We start from the raw sequence: 22,194 nt of genomic DNA, 5'->3' as shown, positions 1-22,194 counted from the left end.
TTTTTATGCAACAGCTTATTTATTTCTTACAGAAGTATAAGTATTTCTTATTTTTTCTATTCCTAGAAGTTATAGCTGTTGCATTAATCATTAACAACCATTCTTTTCATAAAAGTAAATTTATTAGCTCTACTAATTTCATTACAGGTGGGCTATATCAAAAATCATCTAACATATCGGAGTATCTTGACTTAAAAGAAACAAACTCTGTACTTGTTGAAGAAAACTTAGCGTTAAAAAATAAATTAGAAAAAATTAACACTTATCTTGATAGTGTTTCTGCTAATCAGATAATAGATACAATAAATCTCTATCAAAATTTCAACTACATTTCTGGAAAAATAATTAAGAACTCTTTTCACAAAGCTGACAACTTTTTAACAATTAACAGAGGTAAAAATTATAATGTTTTTCAAGAAATGGGAGTAATAAATAGCAAAGGGGTTATTGGTATTACTGACAATATTTCTAATAAATTTGCTAGAGTACAATCTATTTTAAATTCAAAAAGCAATATCAACGCTAAGTTTAAAAATAACAATCATTACGGTACATTAACATGGGATGGTAAGGATTACAATATTGTACAACTAACCGACATTCCACGTCAAGCAGCTTTTAAAAAAGGTGATACTGTAGTTACTGGAGGAAGATCTACCATTTTTCCAAACGGGATACCTATTGGAACAGTCGTAAAAGTACCTGAAGAATTATCTGCGGTTAATAGTATAAACATTAAACTCTTTAACGATATGTCTAACTTAAGTCATGTTTATATAATAACCAACCTAAATAAAAAAGAAATAAAAACTGTAGAAAATAACAATGAATAAAACAGTATACTTAATATTTTTATTCGTTTTCCTCTTGTTACTACAAGTGTTGGTTCTAAATAATATTTTATTTTTAGGCTATGTAAACCCTTACATTTATATCGTTTTTATTTTTTTATTCCCTATTAAGGAAAACAGGTTTTCTCTTTTATTAGTAGCTTTTTTATTAGGTTTATGTGTAGATGCTTTTTCTAACTCTGGCGGAATTCATGCTTTTTCTACTGTATTTATGGCTTATATCCGTCTATTTGTTTTTAAGGCTGTCTTCAAAAAAACATCATCAGATTATCTGCTCTTTAACCTAAGACATGAATCTTTTGATAAAGTATTTAATTATACAGCAATTTTAACATTAGTTCACCACTTCATTTTATTTAGTTTAACTAACTTTAGCTTTTATAACATTTCAAATGTGCTTATCAATACACTTTTTTCTAGTGTTTTTACGTTACTGTTGTATTTTTTAGGAAGTTTTATATTTAGGAAAAAACTCACATGAAAAGAAGTTTCTTACTTATATTTTTAATTACTCTTATTGGAATTGTTTATATCTGTCGACTATTTCAATTACAAGTAGTACACGGAGGTGAACAGAGCCTAACCAATAGTGCTACCATAAAAATTGAATACGATTATCCTGAACGTGGTTATATTTATGATCGTAATGGAAAATTGTTAGTCGCTAATCAATTATCTTACGATGTAATGATTACTCCCAAAGAAGTAGAACCTTTAGACACTTTAGAATTCTGCTCTCTTTTAAAAATCGACAAGGAAGATTTTATAAAACGTTTTAAAAAAGCTGAAAACTATGCGCGATGGCTTCCTTCGGTATTTCTAAAACAACTAGCCAAAGAAGACTATGCTTTTTTACAAGAGAAACTACCCAAGTATAAAGGATTCTATATACAAAAACGTATTATCCGAAACTATCCTATAAAATCTGCAGCCAATGTACTCGGATTTATTAGCGAGGTAAACGAATATGTAGCTAAGAATAGTGATTACTACGAACAAGGAGAATTAATTGGTAAGCTTGGTGTTGAAAAACAATATGAGAAAGAATTAAGAGGTATTAAAGGGAGAAAATACTTTAAAAGAAATAACCTAAATAAAATTACTGGTTCTTATAAAGATGGAAAATATGACACACTTGCTGTAGCTGGTAAAGATTTGACATTAACTATTGATAGTGAGTTACAACAATATGGAGAATTATTAATGTCTGGAAAAAGAGGAGGTATTGTTGCAATAGAACCTCAAACAGGCGAGATTTTAGCATTAGTAACCGCTCCTTCATATGACCCGAATTTATTAGTTGGAAGGCAACGCTCTCCTAACTCTGTAAAACTTTTTAACGACAGTATAAACATGCCAACTTTTGATAGAGGGCTGCAAGCAATGTATGCTCCTGGTTCGCCTTTCAAAATCCTAACCGGTTTAATTGGCTTACAAGAAGGTGTGATTGATGAAAACTCAGGCTTTTATTGTAATCACGGATATCGCTACGGTAAACGACCAAATGCTTTTATGGGATGCCACTGTAGAATTGTTGGACGACCTGTACGTCTAAAAACTGCTATTGCTAAATCTTGTAATACTTATTTTGCTAACACCTACAGGAAAATTATAGACAACTATGAAAACCCAACAATAGGAACTAATGCTTGGAGTGAACATGCAAAAAGCTTTGGGTTAGGTAACTATTTAGGTTACGATCTTCCTTCTGGTCAAAAAGGAAGAATACCAAATGGAAGATTTTACGACAGAAGTTATGATTTTAGATGGGGAGCTACTACAACAATTTCAAATGCCATTGGACAAGGTGAGGTAGAAACCACACCTATTCAGTTAGCAAACATGACTGCAGCTATTGCTAACAAGGGCTATTTTTACACCCCTCATATTGTTAAGAAAATTGAAGATAAACCTAATCTTGATTCAATATATACAACTCCTAGAAAAACAACAGTTTCCCCTGAACATTTCCCTATTGCTATTGAGGCAATGTATGAAACATTTACCAGAGGTACAGCTAGATATAGTCAAGTTAAGGGAATAGATATTTGTGGGAAAACAGGAACGGTTGAAAACTTTATTAGAGTAAATAAGAAAAAAGTTCAGTTAACAGATCACTCTATTTTTATAGCCTTTGCTCCAAAAGAAAACCCCAAAATAGCCATAGCTATTTTTGTAGAAAACGGAGGATATGGATCTACAATTGCGGCCCCTATTACCAGCTTACTAATTGAAAAATACTTAAACAAATCTATATCAAGAAAACATCTTGAAAACCGTATGATTAACCTAAGTCTTCAAGAAAGATATGACAATCAATTATTAATTCAAAAAAGCGATACTATTGCGACAGGAACGAAATAATATTTTTGCTGGAGTCGACTGGCTACTTGTTTTTCTCTATATACTATTAGTTGGTTTTGGATGGGTTAATATCTATGCTGCATCTTCTACAGAAGAATCGAGAGAAATTTTTGACTTTTCTACAAAATATGGCAAACAATTAATTTTTATAGGACTTAGTTTGCCAGTTATCATCTTCATCCTTTTTTTTAATTCAAAGTTTTACGAACAATTTTCCAGTGTTATGTACATTTTTTCTCTGGTTTTATTAGCTGGAGTACTTGTATTTGGTAAAAAAATTAATGGGGCTACTTCTTGGTATAATTTTGGAGGTATAGGATTGCAACCTTCTGAATTTGCAAAAGCTTTTACCGCACTAGCATTGGCTAAGCTAATGAGTGATCGTCAATACAATCTTAAACTAATAAAAAATCAGGCCAAAGCTTTTATAATTATCTTTTTACCAGCTTTTTTCATCGCATTACAACCCGACATGGGATCCGTACTAATATATTTCGCTTTCTTTTTTGTTTTAAACAGAGAAGGGCTTACGTTAGCATATATATTATTCGGAACAATTTCTATAATTCTATTCTTACTAACTATATATTTTGGAGCAAAGTGGGTTCTTATTTCATGTTTACTTGTAATAACACTTGTTGTTTTTTATGGAATCTATAGAAATAAGCGATTTTTTCGCTTCAATGTTATAAAAATAATTGGTTCTTACCTTTTTTCTATTTTTTTTATTTTGGGAATTAGTTATACTTATAATAATATATTAGGTCAACATCAAAAAGACAGGTTTGATATTTTATTAGGAAAGATACAAGACAACAAAGGTATTGGCTATAACTCTTATCAATCTGAAAAAACAATTAGTTCTGGTGGTTTTTCTGGAAAAGGCTTTTTGCAGGGAGATAGAACTCAAGGCAACTTTGTTCCTGAACAACACACAGATTATATATATAGTACCGTTGGTGAAGAATGGGGCTTTTTAGGGAGTTCTCTTGTCATAGTTTTATTTATGTTTTTGCTCTATAGGATAATCTACTTATCAGAAACACAAACTAATAAATTTGCAAGAATATATGGCTATAGTGTAGCTTCTATTTTCTTTTTTCATATTATTGTTAATATTGGTATGGTAATAGGGCTACTACCTACTGTAGGAATACCACTACCCTTTTTTAGTTATGGAGGATCATCTTTATGGGGATTCACCTTACTGCTATTCATTTTCATTCGTTTAGATGCTCATAAAAAATATGATTGGTAAATAAATTAAAACCATCTTTTTAAACATTAAAAAGAGAAATTGTAGTCTTTTTACTTACTTAAAGAATAAAAGTCAAATAATGGATCTCAAAAGTTGTTGTGGACTTGGATTTATAACATTATTTTTATTTCAAACGGTTCCAATAAAGAAGTCATAATTCAAACTTTCACTTTTCGTGTAAGCGTGTTTATTTACATATTAGGGACTAACGATAGATAGAAGAGATCATCTTAATAAATCGTGCATCAGAATTAGGATTTTGTAGTATAGGGAACTCATAGAAAAATAGAATTAGTTACTTTTTCAAAAGCACTTGTTTACCACATCAAGGATTACCACTCCATAGCAAATACGATAATCATTAATTATAATTTTATAAATAGGATTACCTAATGCTAGGACTAAATCTTTTAACACTAAAATAAAAGCGTTAAAAACATAATGTAGAGAGGTAAAAAAACAAAATTCTTCCTTTATAAATTAATAACAATCTTTGTATAAACACAATAATTGTGAGTGCTACTAAATGGCTCTTTGTATTTAATATAAAATAAAAACGCTTCGATAAAAATATCGAAGCGTTTAACTATTAACTAACCTTAAAACTCTTATAAAGCGGCAACATGCTTAGCCAATTTAGACTTTAAATTTGCTGCTTTATTCTTATGAATAATGTTGTTCTTTGCTAACTTATCTAACATAGACACAACAGTCGAAAACATTCCTTCTGCTTCCTTCTTATCTTCAGTAGCTCTTAATTTTCTAACAGCATTACGAGTTGTTTTATGCTGATACTTATTTCTTAAGCGCTTTGCTTCGTTACTTCTAATTCTCTTTAATGCTGACTTATGATTTGCCATTCTATTAATACGTTAATTGTTTATAAAAAACTTGTAGTCCGTACGGGAATCGAACCCGTGTTACCAGGATGAAAACCTGGCGTCCTAACCCCTAGACGAACGGACCAAAACAATCGTTCTGATTGCGGGTGCAAATATACAATTATTTTTGTTATCTGCAACTAAATTTATTTTTATTTTATTTATTTCAAAAAAAACAAATAAAAAGAACTTGTAGTCCGTACGGGAATCGAACCCGTGTTACCAGGATGAAAACCTGGCGTCCTAACCCCTAGACGAACGGACCAAAACAATCTTTTTGCGATTGCGGGTGCAAATATAAAAACTGTTTTTTATTACACAAAGCTTTTTTTTATTTTTTTAATATGCTTTTGCAAAAAATACTCTTTTTGTTGATGGTTTTCCTGTTAACACACATACTCCATTCTCTTCTTTTACATCATTAGGAATACATCTTATTGTAGCTTTTGTTAACTCCTTTATCTTATCTTCTGTTTCAATTGTACCATCCCAATGTGCTGATACAAACCCTCCTTTATTTTCTATCACATCTTTAAACTCTTCAAAAGAGTTTACTTCCGTAATATGATCGTTTCTGTAAATTAATGCTCTATTATATAAGTTCTTTTGAATTTCTTCTAATAAATTAGCTACAATATCTACCACCTCATCTCTAGAGACTGTTTGTTTCTCAAAAGTATCACGACGCGCTACTTCTACTGTTCCATTTTCTAAATCTCTTTTTCCCATTGCAACTCGTACGGGAACACCTTTTAATTCATACTCAGCAAACTTAGCACCTGGTCTAAAAGTGTCTCTATCGTCAAATTTTACTGATATTCCTTTAGCTCGTAATTCTTTTACAATTACATCTACTTTTTCAGAAATAGCATTTAATTGTTCCTCTCCTTTATATATAGGTACAATTACAACTTGAATTGGCGCTAGCTTTGGAGGTAGTACTAAACCAGCATCATCAGAGTGTGTCATTATCAATCCACCTATTAAACGTGTTGATACCCCCCAAGAAGTAGCCCATACATATTCTTGCTTTCCTTCTTTCGAGGTATACTTTACGTCAAATGCCTTAGCAAAATTTTGTCCTAAAAAGTGTGAAGTTCCAGCTTGTAATGCTTTACCATCTTGCATTAAAGCTTCTATTGTTAAGGTATCATCTGCCCCAGCAAAACGTTCACTCTCACTTTTAGCTCCTTTAACAACAGGCATTGCCATAAAGTTCTCAGCAAAAGTTGCATACACCTCTTGCATTTGCTTTGCTTCAGCTATTGCTTCTGCCTTTGTTGCATGTGCTGTGTGACCTTCTTGCCATAAAAACTCAGCAGTACGTAAGAATAAACGTGTACGCATTTCCCATCTTACAACATTTGCCCATTGATTTACTAGCAATGGTAAATCTCTGTGTGATTGAATCCATCCTTTATAAGTATTCCAAATAATTGCTTCAGATGTCGGTCGAACGACTAACTCTTCTTCCAATTTAGCCTCAGGATCTACACGTAGCTTTCCTTCATTATCTGGGTCATTTTGTAATCGGTAATGTGTAACTACCGCACATTCTTTTGCAAATCCTTCAGCATTCTTTTCTTCTGCTTCAAACAAACTTTTGGGCACAAAAAGAGGAAAATAAGCATTTTGATGTCCTGTTTCTTTAAACATTCTATCTAATTCTTTCTGCATGTTTTCCCAAATTGCAAATCCGTAGGGCTTAATTACCATGCAACCTCTTACTGCTGAATTCTCAGCTAAATCAGCTTTTACAATCAATTCGTTATACCATTTAGAGTAATCTTCGGCTCTTTTTGTTAAATGTTTGCTCATAATCAAAAGTTTGGCATAAATATTGTTATTTTTTATGCGTAAATTGTATCTGCAAAACTACATTAAAAAGGTAACAAGCCCAACAAAGAACTAATTTTTTGCAGCTCATAAAAAAACAATTTACTTTAACATAAAATAAAAAGTCATGAAGCTACATTACACCAAAACCAAACTCTCTTTTTATACCTTATCATTTTTGATAGCAGCTACCTTTATATCTTGTGGTTCTGCGCAAACGGTTACTGGTAGTGATGACGGTATTTATGCTGATGAAATAGAACAACCACAAAGTAAAGTAGTTGTTACTGATGATCGTGCATATGATAAATATCAAGAAAATTATTTTACCAAAGAAGTGGAACGTTTAGACGCTTTAAATGGTACTGATATTTTTACTGATATAGAAAATTATAAGTCTGAAAACGATGATTCTTATAATGATGAAGATATTATTTATGAAGAAGAACCTGAAACAAGAATTACATACAATGGTAATGAACCATGGGGTTATTCTGACAATAATGATGTAGTTATAAATATTAATACTTATCCAAGATGGGGTTATTACAACGATTGGTATTGGAATTATGGCTATGATTATTACAGACCTTGGTGGAGGCCTCATTACTATGGTGGTTGGGCATATAACTCTCACTGGCACCCTTACCACTGGAACTCTGGGTTTTATGTAGGTTTAGGAGGAGGTTTCTATAACTCTTACTGGAACTCTCCGTATTACAGGTACAACCATTACAGACCATATAGATACTATAATAATCGCTATTATAGACGTCCTTACAGAGGTGCCAACTACTATAGAAGTCACAGAACTGCAACAACTTCTAGAAGAGGTTATACTACAGGTCGTAGAGGAACTACCACTTCTAGACGCTCTTCTGATGTTTACAGAAGAAGTGATAGTAGAACTTATCGTAACAACAGAAATACTCGTTCTACAAGAAATACGAGAAGCTATAATACTAGAAGAGGAAGCAACTCTAACAATAGAAGTATAAAACGATCAACTAGAGCAAGAAGTTATAATTCTAACGGTAGTAGATCTACCCGTAGTTATAGAAGTACGCCTCGCTCAACAAGAAGTTCAAGAGGATATTCTACTAGAAATCATAGAGCTTTTAATAATGACGGTGTTCGTAAATCTTCATCAGTTAGAAACTCTAGAAGCTATACCAAGAGAAACCAATATTCTAATAGATCTGTTAGAAAGTCGTATTCTCCAAGAAACTCTAAAAGTTATTCAAAACCTTCTAGAAATTCTCGTAATTACTCTGCTCCATCAAGAAGTACAAGAAGTTCTTCTTCTACCAGAAGCTCAAGAGGAAGTAACAGAAGCTCATCAAGAAGCTCTAGAAGATAATCTTGGATCAAAATTTCAAGATAAGTTTTAACGAATTAATGAAAAAATGAAAAGAATTTTAACTTTCGCGATAATTATCGCTAGTACGTATACTGCCTACTCACAATCTTTGGGCTACAATGATTTAGGAATCTTATTTTCAAGAGACAATAATTATGGAACTGCTCGTTTTGAAGCAATGAGTGGAGCCTTTGGAGCATTAGGTGGAGACATATCTTCTTTTGGTATTAACCCAGCTGGTAGTGCCGTTGCCATTAAAAGTACTTTTGGGGTAACTTTAGGTAATAGAAACACTACATATACAACTAAGTATTACGGAAACACAACAGAAACAGAAGATGATTTTTTTAACATTACCCAAGCTGGTGGTATTTTATCTTTTGACTCTGCTCATAACTCTGACTGGAACCGTTTTGCATTAACCTTTAACTATAGATTAAAAAGTGATTTTGAAGGTTTGTTTTCTTCACAAGGTAATAGTGGTCAGGCATTATTCAATGAACATCCTGATGATATTACCAATCAGTACGACAATGGACAAGAACAACGTTTTTTTAATTCTACCTACGGAGAGAGTAGCATTTTTGAGATGGGATTCTCTGCTGTACATCTAAACAAATTATATGCAGGAGCTAGTATAAAGTTTCATAACTTTAGCTTTGGTCAAGTTACAGAACTTAGAGAAGTTAATGAAGATAATAATGGTAACACATTAAACGCTTTTAATGTTCAAGATAGTTACTTTGAAGGTAGCGGAGTATCTTTTAGTGCTGGTTTTATTTACAAAGTAAATCAAAGCTTCCGTTTCGGGTTAGCTTATGAGACTCCAACATGGTATAATGAAGTTTTTGAAGACAGCAACTTAAACGTCTTCGACCCGAATGACTCTAGATATGATGATTGGATAGGTTACACTGAAATTTCAGCAACAAACCAAAATACCGATGTTAACAGTGGCGAAGAATTTAACTCAAACATTTTCAGACTAAGAACACCAAGTAAACTTACAGCCAGTGCAGCATTTGTTTTTGGTAAACAGGGTTTAATAAGTGCTGACTATACTTATAAAGATTACAGTGGCACAAAATATAGAGAGAACGCCCCTTATTTTATAGAAACTAATCAAAACTTTGATAATGATTTCAAAGGTACTCATTCCTTAAACATTGGTACTGAGTGGCGTTTTGACAAAATGAGTGTTCGTGGTGGTTATCATTATGAAGAAAGCCCTTATAAAAATGCTCTAGACGGTGATAATATTTCTGGATTTTCATTAGGACTTGGTTATAATTTCGGAAACGTTAAGTTTGATTTATCATATACTAACTCAGAAAACAACAGTCCGTACCATATTTATAACTCAACTGCTGTAAATGTAGATCCTATTGAATTAACAACCGATACTTCTAGAATCTCTGGAACAATTACTTTTAGTTTATAATTCATAAAAAACATATATAAAAAGTCCTGCTATAGCAGGACTTTTTATATATACATATCTCAGTTTTTTACCGTAATTTTGCTTCTTATTTACAACTTATGAGTTCAATAAAAATAAACATACAAGAAACTAATAACGAAACCATTCTAAAATTTGTTAGTAACAAAATTTTAGTTAATGGTGGTAGTTATGAATACAATAATATAGACGAGGCTAAAAACTCTCCGTTAGCACAACAACTATTTTACCTTCCTTTTGTAAAAAAGGTATTAGTTACAGCTAACTTCATTGCTATTCAACGATACGATATTGTTGAATGGAGCGATGTTGAAGAAGAGGTTCGCGAGCAAATAGAAGCTTACATCCAAGATGGTAATTCTGTAGTAAAAGAAGAAACTACCAAAAAAGATGCTGTTGAAGTATATGCTGAAGTTACACCAAATCCAGCTGTAATGAAATTCGGAACCAACAAAGCTTTAACACAAACTGATGTTGAGTATACTAATATTGAAGAAGCTAGCAAATCTTCTCCTCTAGCTCAAGCCTTATTTAGTTTTCCTTTTGTAAAAGAAATTTTTATTTCTGAAAACTACATTTCAATCACCAAATACGATATGATTGATTGGAATGAAGTATACCAAGAAGTACGTACTTTTATTCGTAGTTATATACAGGAAGGCAAAAAAATTATATCTGAATTACCAAAACAGCAAACTAAGCAAAATGTTGAAGTTCCTAAAGAGAATTTAACTGATACTGAAGCTAAAATTGTTGATATTTTAGACGAGTATATAAAGCCTGCTGTAGCTTCTGATGGCGGTAATATAGCTTTTCAATCATACGATGCTGATAGCAAAAGAGTAAGTGTTATTTTACAAGGAGCTTGTAGTGGCTGTCCATCATCAACAGTAACATTAAAAAATGGTATTGAAACTATGCTTAAAGAAATGTTACCTAATCAAATTAATGAAGTAGTTGCCATTAATGGGTAATTTACCGTAAACCTAACAAAAACATATGTCTGAAAAGATTAAACCATATAAAGATTCTGAATTAGGAAAGAAAGAGCAAGTAGCTCAAATGTTTGACAATATTTCTGAAGATTACGACGGCTTAAACCGTGTAATTTCTTTAGGAATTGATGTTAGCTGGCGTAAAAAAGTGGTAAAATTAGTAGGAGAAAATAAACCCCAACAAATTTTAGATATTGCTACTGGTACAGGTGATTTAGCCTTAATGATGTCTAAATTAAACCCTGAAAGAATTGTAGGGTTAGATATTTCTGAAGGAATGCTACAAGTAGGAAGACATAAAATAGCCAAGGCTGATTTATCTAATAAAATTAAAATGATTGTTGGAGATAGTGAAAACATTCCTTTTCCTGATAATACCTTTGATGCAATTACTGTTTCTTTTGGTGTTAGAAACTTTGAAAACTTAGATAAAGGCTTAACCGAAATATTACGTGTATTAAAACCTGGAGGTAAGTTTGTTGTATTAGAAACCTCAAATCCAACCAAGTTTCCTTTCAAACAAGGATATAAATTGTATACTAATTATATTTTACCTATTATTGGTAAACTCTTTTCAAAAGATAAGGTTGCTTACTCTTATTTATCAAAAACAGCAAATTCCTTCCCTTTTGGAAAGGCTTTCAACAATATTTTACAAAAAAACGGGTTTAAGAATGCAAAGAATATACCTGTAACGTTTGGTGTTGCATCAATTTATACCGCTTTAAAATAATATGTTAAAAAAGCTTTTACTTTTCGGAATTTTAGTAACGTCGTTTTCCACACAAGCGCAAAAAGAAAAAATATTGAAACTTCCTAGTTTTGACAAACCTCTTTTTCACTATGGTTTTTACTTAGGAGCTAATAATAATGGTTATAAAATTTCTTATGCTCAAAGTGATTTTGATAATGCTGAAATCGAAGTAGAGTCCTCTATTGGTTTTAATGTAGGTTTAATTGCTGACTTAAGGTTACATAATAATATTAACCTACGTTTTGAACCTGGTTTAATGTCTAACACCAAAACATTACGTTTTAAACATATACCTGGAGCAGAAAACGAAAAAACACGTGAGGTTGGAGCCACATACTTACACTTACCACTGCTGTTAAAATTTAGCACAAACAGGCTTAATAATATGAGACCTTATGTAATTGGAGGAGTTTCATACGATCATAACTTTTCAAGTAATGAAAAAAACAGTGATGATAATTTTGCTGGAGAATTTAGAACATCAACCACTAATTTCATGTACGAAGTAGGTATTGGTGTTGATTTTTACTTAAGTTATTTTAAATTCTCACCTTCTATAAGAGGGGTTTTTGCCATAAATAATGAGGCTATATACGATAACAAATCTCCTAGTCAATGGACAGACCCAATTAATTTCTTAGGAACTAGAGGAGTGTTTTTGCACTTAGCTTTTGAATAAGATTTCTTAAACATATATTCACAATAAAAAAAGGCTTTCTAAATTAGAAAGCCTTTTTAAGTTTAAAAATAATATGAAGTCCCCCGAAATCCTATTACTCTTTATTATTTAGACACAAAAAATTTTATTTGGTCACTTATTTTATAAATTATTAAATAATTTATTCAAAAACACAATAGGTATAAATGATTTATTTAAATTTTAAAATAAAAAAAGCCGCAAAAAGCGGCTTTTCATAAAGATTTCTCTTTATCAATCGGATAGAAGTCCCCCGAAATCTATCGTACTGTTAAAAACATTGTTTTTAGCGTTTTCAAAGATATAAAAAAATGTTAATTTTTATTATTTTTTATAACTATTTTATTGTCAACTACATTTTTAATTGGTAATATAACCTTTCCTGTATCTGTATTAATCGTAATGCAAATATTATCTATTGCCACAACAACACCTTCTACTTCATCTATTATAACTTTTTCTCCTATTGATATATTCTTTCTTGAATAATAGCCAAAAAGTAATCTAGCAACAGCATCTCTAGCTCCAAAACCAAAAGCTAAAGTAAACGCTAGTAGTACAGAACCTATTAGTAATGTTAAATTACTTTTTATTACTGATGTGTCTACACCTGCTTGATCAAGAGCTGTTATAGATAAAAATATTACAATTAAATAAAAAGCAATATTTCCTACTAAATTTCCACCTGAAATTTCAAGAGACTTAAACATGGTTTGAATGGCTTTTTTTACCATTGTTCCTAAATATGCACCTGCCACAAAAATACCTACTGCTGTTAGTAGTTTTGGCAAATAAGCAAAAAAGCTTTTTATCCCATCAGAAACGACATTCATACCAAATACCTCTGCCCCAACCATTACAAAAATGAAAATTAAAAACCACTTTAAAACAGCTAAAATCACATTAGTTAAAACAATATTAATGGTACTGTTCCCAAAAATCTCTGTTTTGTTGAGTTTTTTAGACCATTCATCTATTTTAGTTTTTGATAAAGCCTTTCTAACGATATATAGAAATACTTTTATTGCCAGCCAAGAAACAATTACAAAAAGAATAAACATCGCTACAGTTGGTAATGTTTTAGCTATGTCTTGAAAAAGATTTAAAAAGGGGGCTAAAATATCTATTTGTAGAGTAATCATAATTTTTTGTAGTTAGAGTAGTTAAAATTTAGTTTTTAATCTTTTTTAGATTCGTTTTTGTTATGCGAACTGCTACTAAGCAAATCTACAATAGTACTCGGATATTTCACAACAAATAAATCTGCTATATCAATTGATAGCTTTATCATTGCTACATCATTAAGCACTTTATCTTTTAGCACTTCCGGTAACTCCTCGTTATGTAATATTTGTTTAAATGGATTATCCATAATTTATTACAGTTCGTTATACGCTTTCACTACTTTATCTTTAGCCCTTTTCAATCGCATCTTAACTGCACTTTCTCCTAAATCTAAACCTATAGAAATATCTTTAATACTCATATCATCCTGATACTTCATTAACAAGATCATTTTCTCTGAAGGAGAAATTATTTCAAGTGCTTTAGCTAGTTTATCTGATTTTAATTCAAATAGTGTAGCGTCTTCAATATCATCAATATTGCTTTCTTCTCTTATTTCATCAGTTACTAAGGTAACTTTTTCTTTTTTTTTCTCTTTGTTTCTTTGCACGTAATTAACACAAAAATTATACGTAAAAGAATACAACCAAGTAGAGAATTTAGATTTCCCTTTAAAAGTTCTCAATTTAACAAATAATCGTATAAAAACATCGTGTGTTAAATCTTGTGCCTCTTCTTTACTTTTAGAAAAACTATAACACTTATTATACACCACACCTGCGTAACGGTCGTATAAAATAGCAAACAAATGAGTATCATTTTTTTCTACTATTTTACGAACCAAATCTTCGTCGTTTATTTTCTTTACATCAATACTCTCCAAGGGGCAGTATAGTTAGTTTTTCCTTCTTAGTTACGAATAAATTTAGACACTACTTTAATAGTATGGTCACTTTAAAAAACATTAATACAATTTGTTTTAACATTTATTTAACAAATAGACGATTTTTTTTAAGAAACACAAAAATTTTGTAACATTATTGCAACCTCTTACGTATAAGTTAATGCAGAGTGATTGATAAATTAAAAATATATTTGAAGTAGATGAGACAACTTAAAATTACAAAACAGGTTACCAACAGAGAAACAGCCTCTTTAGACAAATACTTACAAGAAATTGGAAAAGTAGATTTAATTACTGCTGATGAAGAAGTAGAATTAGCGCAAAGAATTAAAGCTGGTGACCAAAGAGCTCTTGAAAAACTAACCAAGGCTAACTTACGTTTTGTGGTATCGGTTGCAAAACAATACCAAAATCAAGGATTAACACTTCCTGATTTAATTAATGAAGGAAATTTAGGTTTAATTAAAGCCGCTAAACGTTTTGATGAAACTCGTGGTTTTAAATTCATCTCTTATGCAGTATGGTGGATTCGTCAATCTATTTTACAAGCATTAGCTGAACAATCTCGTATTGTTCGCCTACCTTTAAACAAAATTGGTTCTATTAATAAAATTAATAAAATGTATGCTTTCTTAGAGCAAGAAAATGAGCGCCCACCAAGTGCTGAGGAAATTGCTAAGAAACTAGACATGACTGTTAATGATGTTAAAGAGTCTATGAAAAACTCTGGACGTCATGTATCAATGGATGCTCCTTTGATTGAAGGTGAAGATTCTAATTTATATGATGTATTAAACTCAGGTGAATCACCAAACCCTGACAAAACATTATTACATGAATCTTTACGTATTGAAATTAACCGCGCACTAGAAACATTAACTCCACGTGAGGCTGATGTTGTAAAATTATACTTTGGTTTAGGAGAGCATCAACCAATGACTTTAGAAGAAATAGGTGAAACATTTGATTTAACACGTGAACGTGTACGTCAAATCAAAGAAAAAGCCATCAGAAGATTAAAACACACATCTCGTAGTAAGATTTTAATGACTTACTTAGGTTAATAACATAAACAACAACAAATAGTTATCGTAACTATTCGTTTTTTGATTAATGAATGAAAGCTCTCTAATTTGAGAGCTTTCTTTTTCATTTTAATGCCCTTAGTTTTAACTATATTTGCACATAATAACAACACAACAACTTATATATTAATGGAAAAACTTGTAGCCCCATCAATTTTAGCGGCTGATTTTGGAAATCTTCAACGTGATGTTGAAATGGTAAATGATAGTAAAGCAGATTGGTTTCATATTGACATTATGGACGGTGTTTTTGTACCAAATATTTCTTTTGGAATGCCTGTTTTAAAATCAATTACAAAACACGCTAATAAAACTATTGATGTGCACTTAATGATTGTAGATCCTGATCGTTACATTCAAACTTTTGCTGATTTAGGCGCCGACATTTTAACAGTACATTACGAGGCTTGTACACATTTACACAGAACAGTTCAAGCAATAAAAGCAGCTGGTATGAAAGCAGGAGTAGCTTTAAATCCGCATACACCAATTGCAGTTTTAGAAGATATTATAAAGGACTTAGATGTGGTTTGTATTATGAGTGTTAACCCTGGGTTTGGAGGGCAATCATTCATTGAAAATACGTACAAAAAAATTCAACAGTTAAAGAACTTGATTGAATTTAGTGAAGCTTCTACTCTAATTGAAATTGATGGTGGTGTAACTGATCAAAACGCTAATAAACTTGTAGAGGTAGGTGCTAATGTATTAGTTGCTGGCAGTTTTGTTTTCAAAAGTGACAACCCAACCGAAACAATTGAAAATTTAAAAACTATTATAAATTAAAAGTCAAAGCGTATTTAGAAACGAATCTAAGTACGCTTTTGATTTAACAGCCCTTTAATCCCTTAAAAGGTACTATAAATATAATATAGACAATATTAATGTAATCTTTTTGAGGTTAACTTATTCTCCCCCACAAATAACATCATTCATACAAACATAGCCTCGAGGAAGTGGTTCACAGCTATGACACAAAACGTAAATCCATCCTCCATTAATTGATTTTTGTTCTGCTTTATTTAAAGCAATACCTAGGTTTGAAATGTTTTTAAACATAATAAAGTGTTTTAAGTTTCTCAAAAATAAATTCTAGAAAACAATTTAACTCACAAAAAACCATAATAAAAGTATGGTTTTATCGTAAAATTAAACTTTTCACACGGCTTATATTGAAGAAAAAGCTAAAACTGCTCTAATAAGTAATAAATTAAATCCGTGGTAGTTACAATCCCGACTAATTCATTATCATCAACAACTGGCAAAGCATGAAACTCTTTTTTAGCTAGAATTTCTGCTACCTCTTTAATTGTAGTACTAGAATTTACAGTTTCTAAGTTTTTTGCCATTACTTGATCTATTGTAAACATATTGTACACCACAGTATCAACGTCAGTTTCATTTTCATCAATTGCATCTGCAAAACTTATTCGTAAAAGGTCTGTATAACTTAACATTCCTTTTATTTCATTTCCGCTAACTACCGGAATATGTCTTATATGTTCTTTTTTAAATATTTTTTCTGCTGTCATTAAATCATCAGTACTACTTAATGTAATTACATCTTTAGTCATTATTACTGAAACTGGTGTTCTTTTTTTCATTTTAGTAAAGTTTTGTGTTATTATCTACTTCAAATTTCAGTAATAAAAACAAGTATAAACCTGATTAAAATCATAGATTATCATCTATTTTATTTCTATCTAAAATGTAATTATTTAACTATTTTTACAAAAACATTTTATCTTGATAGAAGATTTACAGAAATACTACGGTTATTTATTTGAAGAAGCATTATTAAAAGAAATAACTGATGTTGCAATAGCTAAAGAATTTAAAGCCAATGAAGTTATTATTGATATTGGAAGCTACATTACTTCTATTCCTTTGTTATTAAGTGGTGCTATAAAAATTTTGCGTGAAGATAAAGAGGGAGACGACTTAGTCTTATATTATATTGAAAAAGGTGATACTTGCGCTATGACACTTTCGTGTTGTATGGGACAGACTAAAAGTAAAATTAAAGCCGTGGCTGAAACTGATGTAAAGCTATTAATGATTCCTAAACAAAAAATGAGTGAATGGCTTAGTAAATATAAAAGCTGGCAAGAATTCATCTTACATAGTTATCACAGCAGATTACAAGAGTTTATTGATGCTATTGATACTATTGCTTTTCTAAACATGGATGAACGTTTATTAAAATACCTAAAAGACAAAGCCTTAGTAAATCAAAATGAAACAATTAGCGTAACACACCAACAAATAGCTAATGACTTACATACTTCAAGAGTAGTTATTTCAAGACTTTTAAAAGCTTTAGAAAAAAAAGATAAAATAGAACTAAATAGAAATCAAGTTAAAGTGTTAGAACTTTAACCCTGTAACTTAAGTTACATTTATTACAAGAGAATCGTTTTACCTTTATAGTAAAAAACGATGGGTAAATTTTCTGAAATAATTAAAGGTAAAAAACCTGTTTTGATTGATTTCTTTGCCGAATGGTGCGGTCCATGTAAAATGATGGCTCCTATATTAAAAGAAGTAAAAGAAGATTTAGGAGAAAATGTTATTATTTTAAAAATAGACGTTGATAAAAATCAACAAATAGCCAATACCTACCAAATTAGGGGTGTTCCTACCTTTATGCTTTTTAAAGAAGAGACGCTGTTATGGAGACAATCTGGGATGTTACACAAGGATGATTTGATTCAAATTATTAATAGTCATGTAAAATAATATCATTATTTTTATTCCACCTTATTGCTACTAAAAAAACGTTCTTATTTAATAACCTCATAAACAATCTTCGGTATGGAAGACATGCTCTTTTATGATAGAATGCAGTTTGCTTTCACAATAACTTTTCACTACTTATTTCCACAACTAACCATGGGACTATCGTTGATGATAGTTTTCTTCAAATGGAAATTTTTAAGGACTAAAATTGAAAAATACAACGATGCTGCTAAGTTTTGGATGAAAATTTTTGCTTTAAATTTTGCTATGGGAGTTGTTACTGGAATCCCTATGGAATTTCAATTCGGAACTAACTGGGCTAAGTTCTCCGAGCTTACTGGTGGTATTATAGGTCAAACATTAGCTATGGAAGGAATGTTTTCTTTCTTTTTAGAATCTTCCTTTTTAGGGCTGTTTTTATTTGGAGAGAAAAAACTAGGACATAAGCTTCATTTTTTAACTGGATTCCTTGTCTTTTTAGGCTCTTGGGCGAGTGGTTTTCTAATTATAGCTACACATTCTTGGATGCAAAATCCTGTTGGATATGAAATACTAGCCAATGGTAAGTTTGTATTAAATAATTTTTCAGCCTTATTCTCAAACCCATGGTTATGGCCTTCATATTTGCACAATCAGGCTGCTTCCTTGGTTACTAGCTCTTTTGTAGTCGCTGGTATTGGAGCTCTTTATCTTTTAAATAAAAAACACGTAGAATTTGGAAAATTATTTTTAAAAACTGGAGTTATTTTTGGAGTTATAGCATCTATTCTGGTTGCTTTTCCTACAGGCGATTTAGCCGCTAAAAACGTTGTCAAATATCAACCTATAACCTTTGCTGCTATGGAGGGTATATTTGAAACAGAAAAAGGAGGCTCAGAAATAGTGTTAATTGGACAACCAAATATGCTGGAGAAAAAATTAGATAATAAAATAGCTGTCCCTAACATCTTAAGTTTTTTAACCTACCAAGAATGGAATGCTGAGATTAAAGGGCTCAATGAATTTGATGAAAAAAACTACCCAACAAATATACCTGGACTATATTATGCATATCATATAATGGTAGGTTTAGGAACAATTTTTATTGCATTAATGTTAGCTAGCATTGTTCAATTATTTAGAAAAAAGTTATATGATACAAAGTGGATTTTATGGTCATTACTCTTCATTATTCCATTTCCATATATTGCCAACACTACCGGCTGGTATACCGCTGAATTAGGACGCCAACCTTGGTTAGTTTATAATTTACTACGAACGTCTGCTGGAGCATCTCCTACAGTATCCTCAGGAAACACTTTATTTACTCTTTTAGGGTTTATAGGTTTATACTTACTATTAGGAATGTTATTTCTAATTTTAGTAGGAAAAATCATTAACAAAGGACCTCAAACAACACATTAAATTATGGAACTTTTTTGGTATATAGTATTAGTTACGATGTTAGCCATTTATGTTATTTTAGATGGTTATGATTTTGGAGCAGGAATTATTCACTTATTCTTTGCTAAAAAAGAAGAAGATAAAAAGAAAGTCGTAAAAGCAATAGGTCCTTTTTGGGATGCGAACGAAGTATGGTTAATCGCTGCAGGCGGTGTCTTATTTTTTGCTTTCCCCACTTTATATGCTTCTTCATTTAGTGGTTTTTATCTTCCTTTAATGATGGTTTTATGGTTACTAATTTTTAGAGCTATTGGATTAGAACTTCGCGGACAAATACATAATAGGATATGGGAAAGTATTTGGGACAAAGCTTTTGGGATTGCAAGTTTGCTTCTCGCCTTATTTTTTGGAGTTGCATTAGGAAATGTGGTACGTGGTGTTAATCTAGGAAATGTAGTAGATGGTGTTTCTACTCATGAAGCACATTACTTTTTCCTCCCTTTATGGAATTCGGAATTCTCTCCTCACTCTGAAACACTTGGAGTTATTGACTGGTTTACTTTACTTCTGGGAATTATTGCAGTGGTATCACTAACTATCCATGGTGCCAATTGGGTTATTTTCAAAACCAATGCTAGTATTAACAACCAACTAAAAAAAGTTGTTTTTACTCTTTCTTTTGTTTTATTAGGTTTAGTAATTATTTCATTAATCGCTTGGCATGTTATAGAGCCTAAACCATTTCATAATTTCATAGAGCATCCTTTTTTATGGATTTTCCCTCTGCTAACTTTTGTAGGGTTATTTGGTTTATTCAACGTAAAAAAGCACAAAAAACACATCACTGGTTTTTTATATTCTTCTTTGTTTTTATTAGGAGGTTTGGCAACTACAGTCGCTTCAATTTTCCCTAAAGTTTTACCTTCAACCAATAACATAAATCCCGATTTAACAATTTATAATGTAGCTGCTAACGAGTATGGTTTGTCCGTAGGTTTAAATTGGTTTTTTATAGCTGCAATCCTAGTAGTTGTTTATTTTGTTATTCAGTATAAAGTTTTTAAAGGAAAAATGGATGATGTAGACTATGGTGAACATTAGCATATTCTCTTTTGTATATTCTACATATCCTCTTTACTAAAAAACATACCCTGTGTAACTAAAGTTACTGACTACCGTATATGTTGCCACTAAATTTGCTGTTATAAAACAGTAAAAATGAAAACATCATATATTCGTTTATTTACGCTAGCACTTTTTATAACTGCTACTACCCTAGCTCAAACTAAAATTTCAATTTCCAAAAGTGAGGTTTTGAAAAGAGTTCAGGAAAATAATACCTCTTTAAAAATAGCTGAACAAAACTATCAGCAAGCACGTGCCGATTACAAGCAAACCAACGTGTTCTTGCCAAATATTACTGCTTCTCATACAGGAATTGTAACTACGAATCCACTAATGGCATTTGGTAGCAAATTGAATCAAGAAATTTTAACGCAAGCGGATTTCAATCCAGATTTATTAAACAATCCAAAACGAACACAAAACTTTGCTACTAAAATCGAAGTTCAGCAACCTTTGGTGAATTTAGACGGTATTTACCAACGTAAAGCCGCTAAAACTAAAATGGAAGCAACCAACTTGCAGACGCAACGTACTCAAGAATATTTATTACTTGAAGTAGAAAAAGCATACATGCAATTGCAATTAGCTCACAAGGGAGTTTCGGTATTAGAAAAAGCCTTACAAGCCGCAGAAGCAAATCAACAAATGGCAGAAAACAGCTTTAAGCAGGGATATTTACAACGTGCAAATGTACTAGCCGTTGAAGTTCGAGTTACCGAAGTAAAAAATCAATTACAAACAGCAAAAAGCAATGTACTAAATGCCTCTAACTACTTGTCTTTTTTAATGAATGAAACACAGAACAACGTTTATGAACCTTCAGATAGTTTGCAAGTACACTTAACGAATCAACTTGCTGACATGACTATTTCTGAAAACCGTTCAGATATTAAAGCAATGGAATTAGCTTCTGAAGCCTATCAAAAAATGCACAAAGCTGATAAAATGGATTTTCTTCCTCGTTTAAATGCCTTTGGTAGTTACGAGTTGTATGATGATAAAATTTTCAATGTTGATGCTAGTGGTTATGTAGTAGGAGCTCAATTAACTTGGGACATTTTTAAAGGTTCTAAACGCTACGGAAAAGCACAGAAAAGCAAAGCTCAGTATGAAAAATCAAGATTAGAATACGAGCAGTACAAATCTAAAAGTCAATTAGAGTTAAACAACACTAAACGATTATTAAACGATGCTGAGGAACAATTAAAGTTAACCGAATTAGCCTTACAACAATCGGAAGAAGCCTTACGAATCAGAAAAAACAGATTTAAAGAAGGACTAGAAAAAACATCCGATTTATTAATCGCTGAAACACAATACGCTCAAAAACAATTAGAATATTATCAAATTGTATATCAATATAACTATACCAAAGCTTATTTAGATTTTTTAACTCACTAAGTGAGATTTAAAATGCTCCGACACTTGTGTCGATTTT

Annotated in this window: 23 protein-coding genes and 2 tRNA genes; 16 read left to right on the top strand and 9 right to left on the bottom strand. The window is 31.4% G+C overall.

Going from position 1 to position 22,194, the window contains the following annotated elements; genetic code table 11:
• Nucleotides 1-5: 5 nt before the first annotated feature.
• The 4 genes from mreC to rodA are packed head-to-tail and all read left to right on the top strand — an operon-like array spanning nucleotide 6 to nucleotide 4,473.
• A complete protein-coding gene (gene mreC / locus MHM83_RS05545; RefSeq protein WP_239178723.1) occupies nucleotides 6-833 on the top strand; it encodes a rod shape-determining protein MreC in 828 nt (275 codons plus the stop codon).
• Nucleotides 826-1,332, top strand: a complete 507-nt coding sequence (gene mreD / locus MHM83_RS05540) for a rod shape-determining protein MreD (RefSeq protein WP_239178722.1) — start codon at nucleotides 826-828, stop codon at nucleotides 1,330-1,332. Before mreC ends, mreD begins: the two co-directional genes overlap by 8 nt.
• Entirely contained in the window at nucleotides 1,329-3,215 is a 1,887-nt protein-coding gene (gene mrdA / locus MHM83_RS05535; protein WP_073184324.1) for a penicillin-binding protein 2, read from the top strand. The genes mreD and mrdA overlap by 4 nt, the downstream gene beginning before the upstream one ends.
• On the top strand, nucleotides 3,196-4,473 hold the full coding sequence (gene rodA, locus MHM83_RS05530) for a rod shape-determining protein RodA (RefSeq protein WP_047790399.1): 1,278 nt from the start codon (nucleotides 3,196-3,198) through the stop codon (nucleotides 4,471-4,473). The genes mrdA and rodA overlap by 20 nt, the downstream gene beginning before the upstream one ends.
• A gap of 608 nt (nucleotides 4,474-5,081) precedes the next feature.
• Here rodA and rpsT read toward each other — a convergent pair.
• From rpsT to proS, 4 genes are all read right to left on the bottom strand, one after another.
• Entirely contained in the window at nucleotides 5,082-5,333 is a 252-nt protein-coding gene (gene rpsT, locus MHM83_RS05525) for a 30S ribosomal protein S20 (RefSeq protein ID WP_028891217.1), read from the bottom strand.
• Between the two features lie 34 nt (nucleotides 5,334-5,367).
• Nucleotides 5,368-5,439 (bottom strand) — tRNA-Glu (locus tag MHM83_RS05520).
• A gap of 108 nt (nucleotides 5,440-5,547) precedes the next feature.
• Nucleotides 5,548-5,619, bottom strand: a tRNA-Glu gene (locus tag MHM83_RS05515).
• Between the two features lie 74 nt (nucleotides 5,620-5,693).
• Nucleotides 5,694-7,172, bottom strand: a complete 1,479-nt coding sequence (gene proS, locus MHM83_RS05510) for a proline--tRNA ligase (RefSeq protein WP_073184319.1) — start codon at nucleotides 7,170-7,172, stop codon at nucleotides 5,694-5,696.
• Nucleotides 7,173-7,317: 145 nt separating this feature from the next.
• On the opposite strand from proS, the gene MHM83_RS05505 reads away from it, so the two are divergent.
• From MHM83_RS05505 to porT, 5 genes are all read left to right on the top strand, one after another.
• Complete coding sequence (locus MHM83_RS05505; protein ID WP_239178721.1) at nucleotides 7,318-8,550, top strand: hypothetical protein; 1,233 nt, start codon at nucleotides 7,318-7,320, stop codon at nucleotides 8,548-8,550.
• A 46-nt stretch (nucleotides 8,551-8,596) separates the two neighbouring features.
• Nucleotides 8,597-9,991 (top strand): OmpP1/FadL family transporter, encoded by a 1,395-nt coding sequence (locus tag MHM83_RS05500; protein ID WP_239178720.1) that lies wholly within the window; start codon nucleotides 8,597-8,599, stop codon nucleotides 9,989-9,991.
• 98 nt (nucleotides 9,992-10,089) lie between these two features.
• Complete coding sequence (locus MHM83_RS05495; protein ID WP_124590570.1) at nucleotides 10,090-10,983, top strand: NifU family protein; 894 nt, start codon at nucleotides 10,090-10,092, stop codon at nucleotides 10,981-10,983.
• A 25-nt stretch (nucleotides 10,984-11,008) separates the two neighbouring features.
• Nucleotides 11,009-11,737 carry a bifunctional demethylmenaquinone methyltransferase/2-methoxy-6-polyprenyl-1,4-benzoquinol methylase UbiE gene (gene ubiE, locus MHM83_RS05490; RefSeq protein ID WP_047790394.1) on the top strand — a complete coding sequence of 243 codons (729 nt, stop codon included), beginning with the start codon at nucleotides 11,009-11,011 and terminating at the stop codon, nucleotides 11,735-11,737.
• A 1-nt stretch (nucleotide 11,738) separates the two neighbouring features.
• Nucleotides 11,739-12,437: a type IX secretion/gliding motility protein PorT/SprT gene (gene porT / locus MHM83_RS05485; protein WP_239178719.1), complete on the top strand. Its 699-nt coding sequence runs from the start codon at nucleotides 11,739-11,741 to the stop codon at nucleotides 12,435-12,437.
• Nucleotides 12,438-12,769: 332 nt separating this feature from the next.
• Here porT and MHM83_RS05480 read toward each other — a convergent pair whose 3' ends face one another.
• Genes MHM83_RS05480 through MHM83_RS05470 form a run of 3 tightly spaced genes read right to left on the bottom strand, consistent with a single transcriptional unit; the run spans nucleotide 12,770 to nucleotide 14,403 of the window.
• Entirely contained in the window at nucleotides 12,770-13,597 is an 828-nt protein-coding gene (locus MHM83_RS05480; protein ID WP_047790392.1) for a mechanosensitive ion channel family protein, read from the bottom strand.
• A gap of 35 nt (nucleotides 13,598-13,632) precedes the next feature.
• Complete coding sequence (locus MHM83_RS05475) at nucleotides 13,633-13,827, bottom strand: hypothetical protein (protein WP_047790391.1); 195 nt, start codon at nucleotides 13,825-13,827, stop codon at nucleotides 13,633-13,635.
• 6 nt (nucleotides 13,828-13,833) lie between these two features.
• On the bottom strand, nucleotides 13,834-14,403 hold the full coding sequence (locus MHM83_RS05470) for an RNA polymerase sigma factor (RefSeq protein ID WP_159494737.1): 570 nt from the start codon (nucleotides 14,401-14,403) through the stop codon (nucleotides 13,834-13,836).
• 221 nt (nucleotides 14,404-14,624) lie between these two features.
• On the opposite strand from MHM83_RS05470, the gene MHM83_RS05465 reads away from it, so the two are divergent.
• Together MHM83_RS05465 and rpe are read left to right on the top strand one after the other, a co-directional pair.
• A complete protein-coding gene (locus tag MHM83_RS05465; protein WP_028891227.1) occupies nucleotides 14,625-15,488 on the top strand; it encodes a sigma-70 family RNA polymerase sigma factor in 864 nt (287 codons plus the stop codon).
• A 150-nt stretch (nucleotides 15,489-15,638) separates the two neighbouring features.
• A complete protein-coding gene (gene rpe / locus MHM83_RS05460) occupies nucleotides 15,639-16,295 on the top strand; it encodes a ribulose-phosphate 3-epimerase (protein WP_159494738.1) in 657 nt (218 codons plus the stop codon).
• A 120-nt stretch (nucleotides 16,296-16,415) separates the two neighbouring features.
• On the opposite strand, the gene MHM83_RS05455 is transcribed toward rpe, so the two are convergent.
• Both MHM83_RS05455 and MHM83_RS05450 read right to left on the bottom strand, forming a co-directional pair.
• Nucleotides 16,416-16,568, bottom strand: coding sequence for a hypothetical protein (locus MHM83_RS05455; RefSeq protein WP_156167105.1), 153 nt, complete (start codon nucleotides 16,566-16,568; stop codon nucleotides 16,416-16,418).
• A gap of 125 nt (nucleotides 16,569-16,693) precedes the next feature.
• A complete protein-coding gene (locus MHM83_RS05450; RefSeq protein WP_047790388.1) occupies nucleotides 16,694-17,113 on the bottom strand; it encodes a CBS domain-containing protein in 420 nt (139 codons plus the stop codon).
• Nucleotides 17,114-17,255: 142 nt separating this feature from the next.
• Between MHM83_RS05450 and MHM83_RS05445 the strand changes: the two genes are divergently transcribed.
• The 5 genes from MHM83_RS05445 (at nucleotide 17,256) to MHM83_RS05425 (ending at nucleotide 22,157) form a co-directional block, all read left to right on the top strand.
• Nucleotides 17,256-17,888, top strand: a complete 633-nt coding sequence (locus MHM83_RS05445) for a Crp/Fnr family transcriptional regulator (protein WP_047790387.1) — start codon at nucleotides 17,256-17,258, stop codon at nucleotides 17,886-17,888.
• 60 nt (nucleotides 17,889-17,948) lie between these two features.
• Nucleotides 17,949-18,248 carry a thioredoxin gene (gene trxA / locus MHM83_RS05440; protein WP_047790386.1) on the top strand — a complete coding sequence of 100 codons (300 nt, stop codon included), beginning with the start codon at nucleotides 17,949-17,951 and terminating at the stop codon, nucleotides 18,246-18,248.
• 75 nt (nucleotides 18,249-18,323) lie between these two features.
• Complete coding sequence (locus tag MHM83_RS05435; protein ID WP_239178718.1) at nucleotides 18,324-19,652, top strand: cytochrome ubiquinol oxidase subunit I; 1,329 nt, start codon at nucleotides 18,324-18,326, stop codon at nucleotides 19,650-19,652.
• A gap of 3 nt (nucleotides 19,653-19,655) precedes the next feature.
• Nucleotides 19,656-20,732 carry a cytochrome d ubiquinol oxidase subunit II gene (gene cydB / locus MHM83_RS05430; protein ID WP_239178717.1) on the top strand — a complete coding sequence of 359 codons (1,077 nt, stop codon included), beginning with the start codon at nucleotides 19,656-19,658 and terminating at the stop codon, nucleotides 20,730-20,732.
• 117 nt (nucleotides 20,733-20,849) lie between these two features.
• Nucleotides 20,850-22,157, top strand: a complete 1,308-nt coding sequence (locus tag MHM83_RS05425) for a TolC family protein (RefSeq protein ID WP_239178716.1) — start codon at nucleotides 20,850-20,852, stop codon at nucleotides 22,155-22,157.
• Nucleotides 22,158-22,194: the final 37 nt, after the last annotated feature.

Origin of the sequence: Tenacibaculum sp. Mcav3-52 (assembly GCF_022347665.1) — a bacterium.
GTDB lineage: Bacteria > Bacteroidota > Bacteroidia > Flavobacteriales > Flavobacteriaceae > Polaribacter > Polaribacter mesophilus.
The sequence above is the reverse complement of the archived record's forward strand: the minus strand, read 5'-3'. Positions and strand labels throughout refer to the sequence as shown.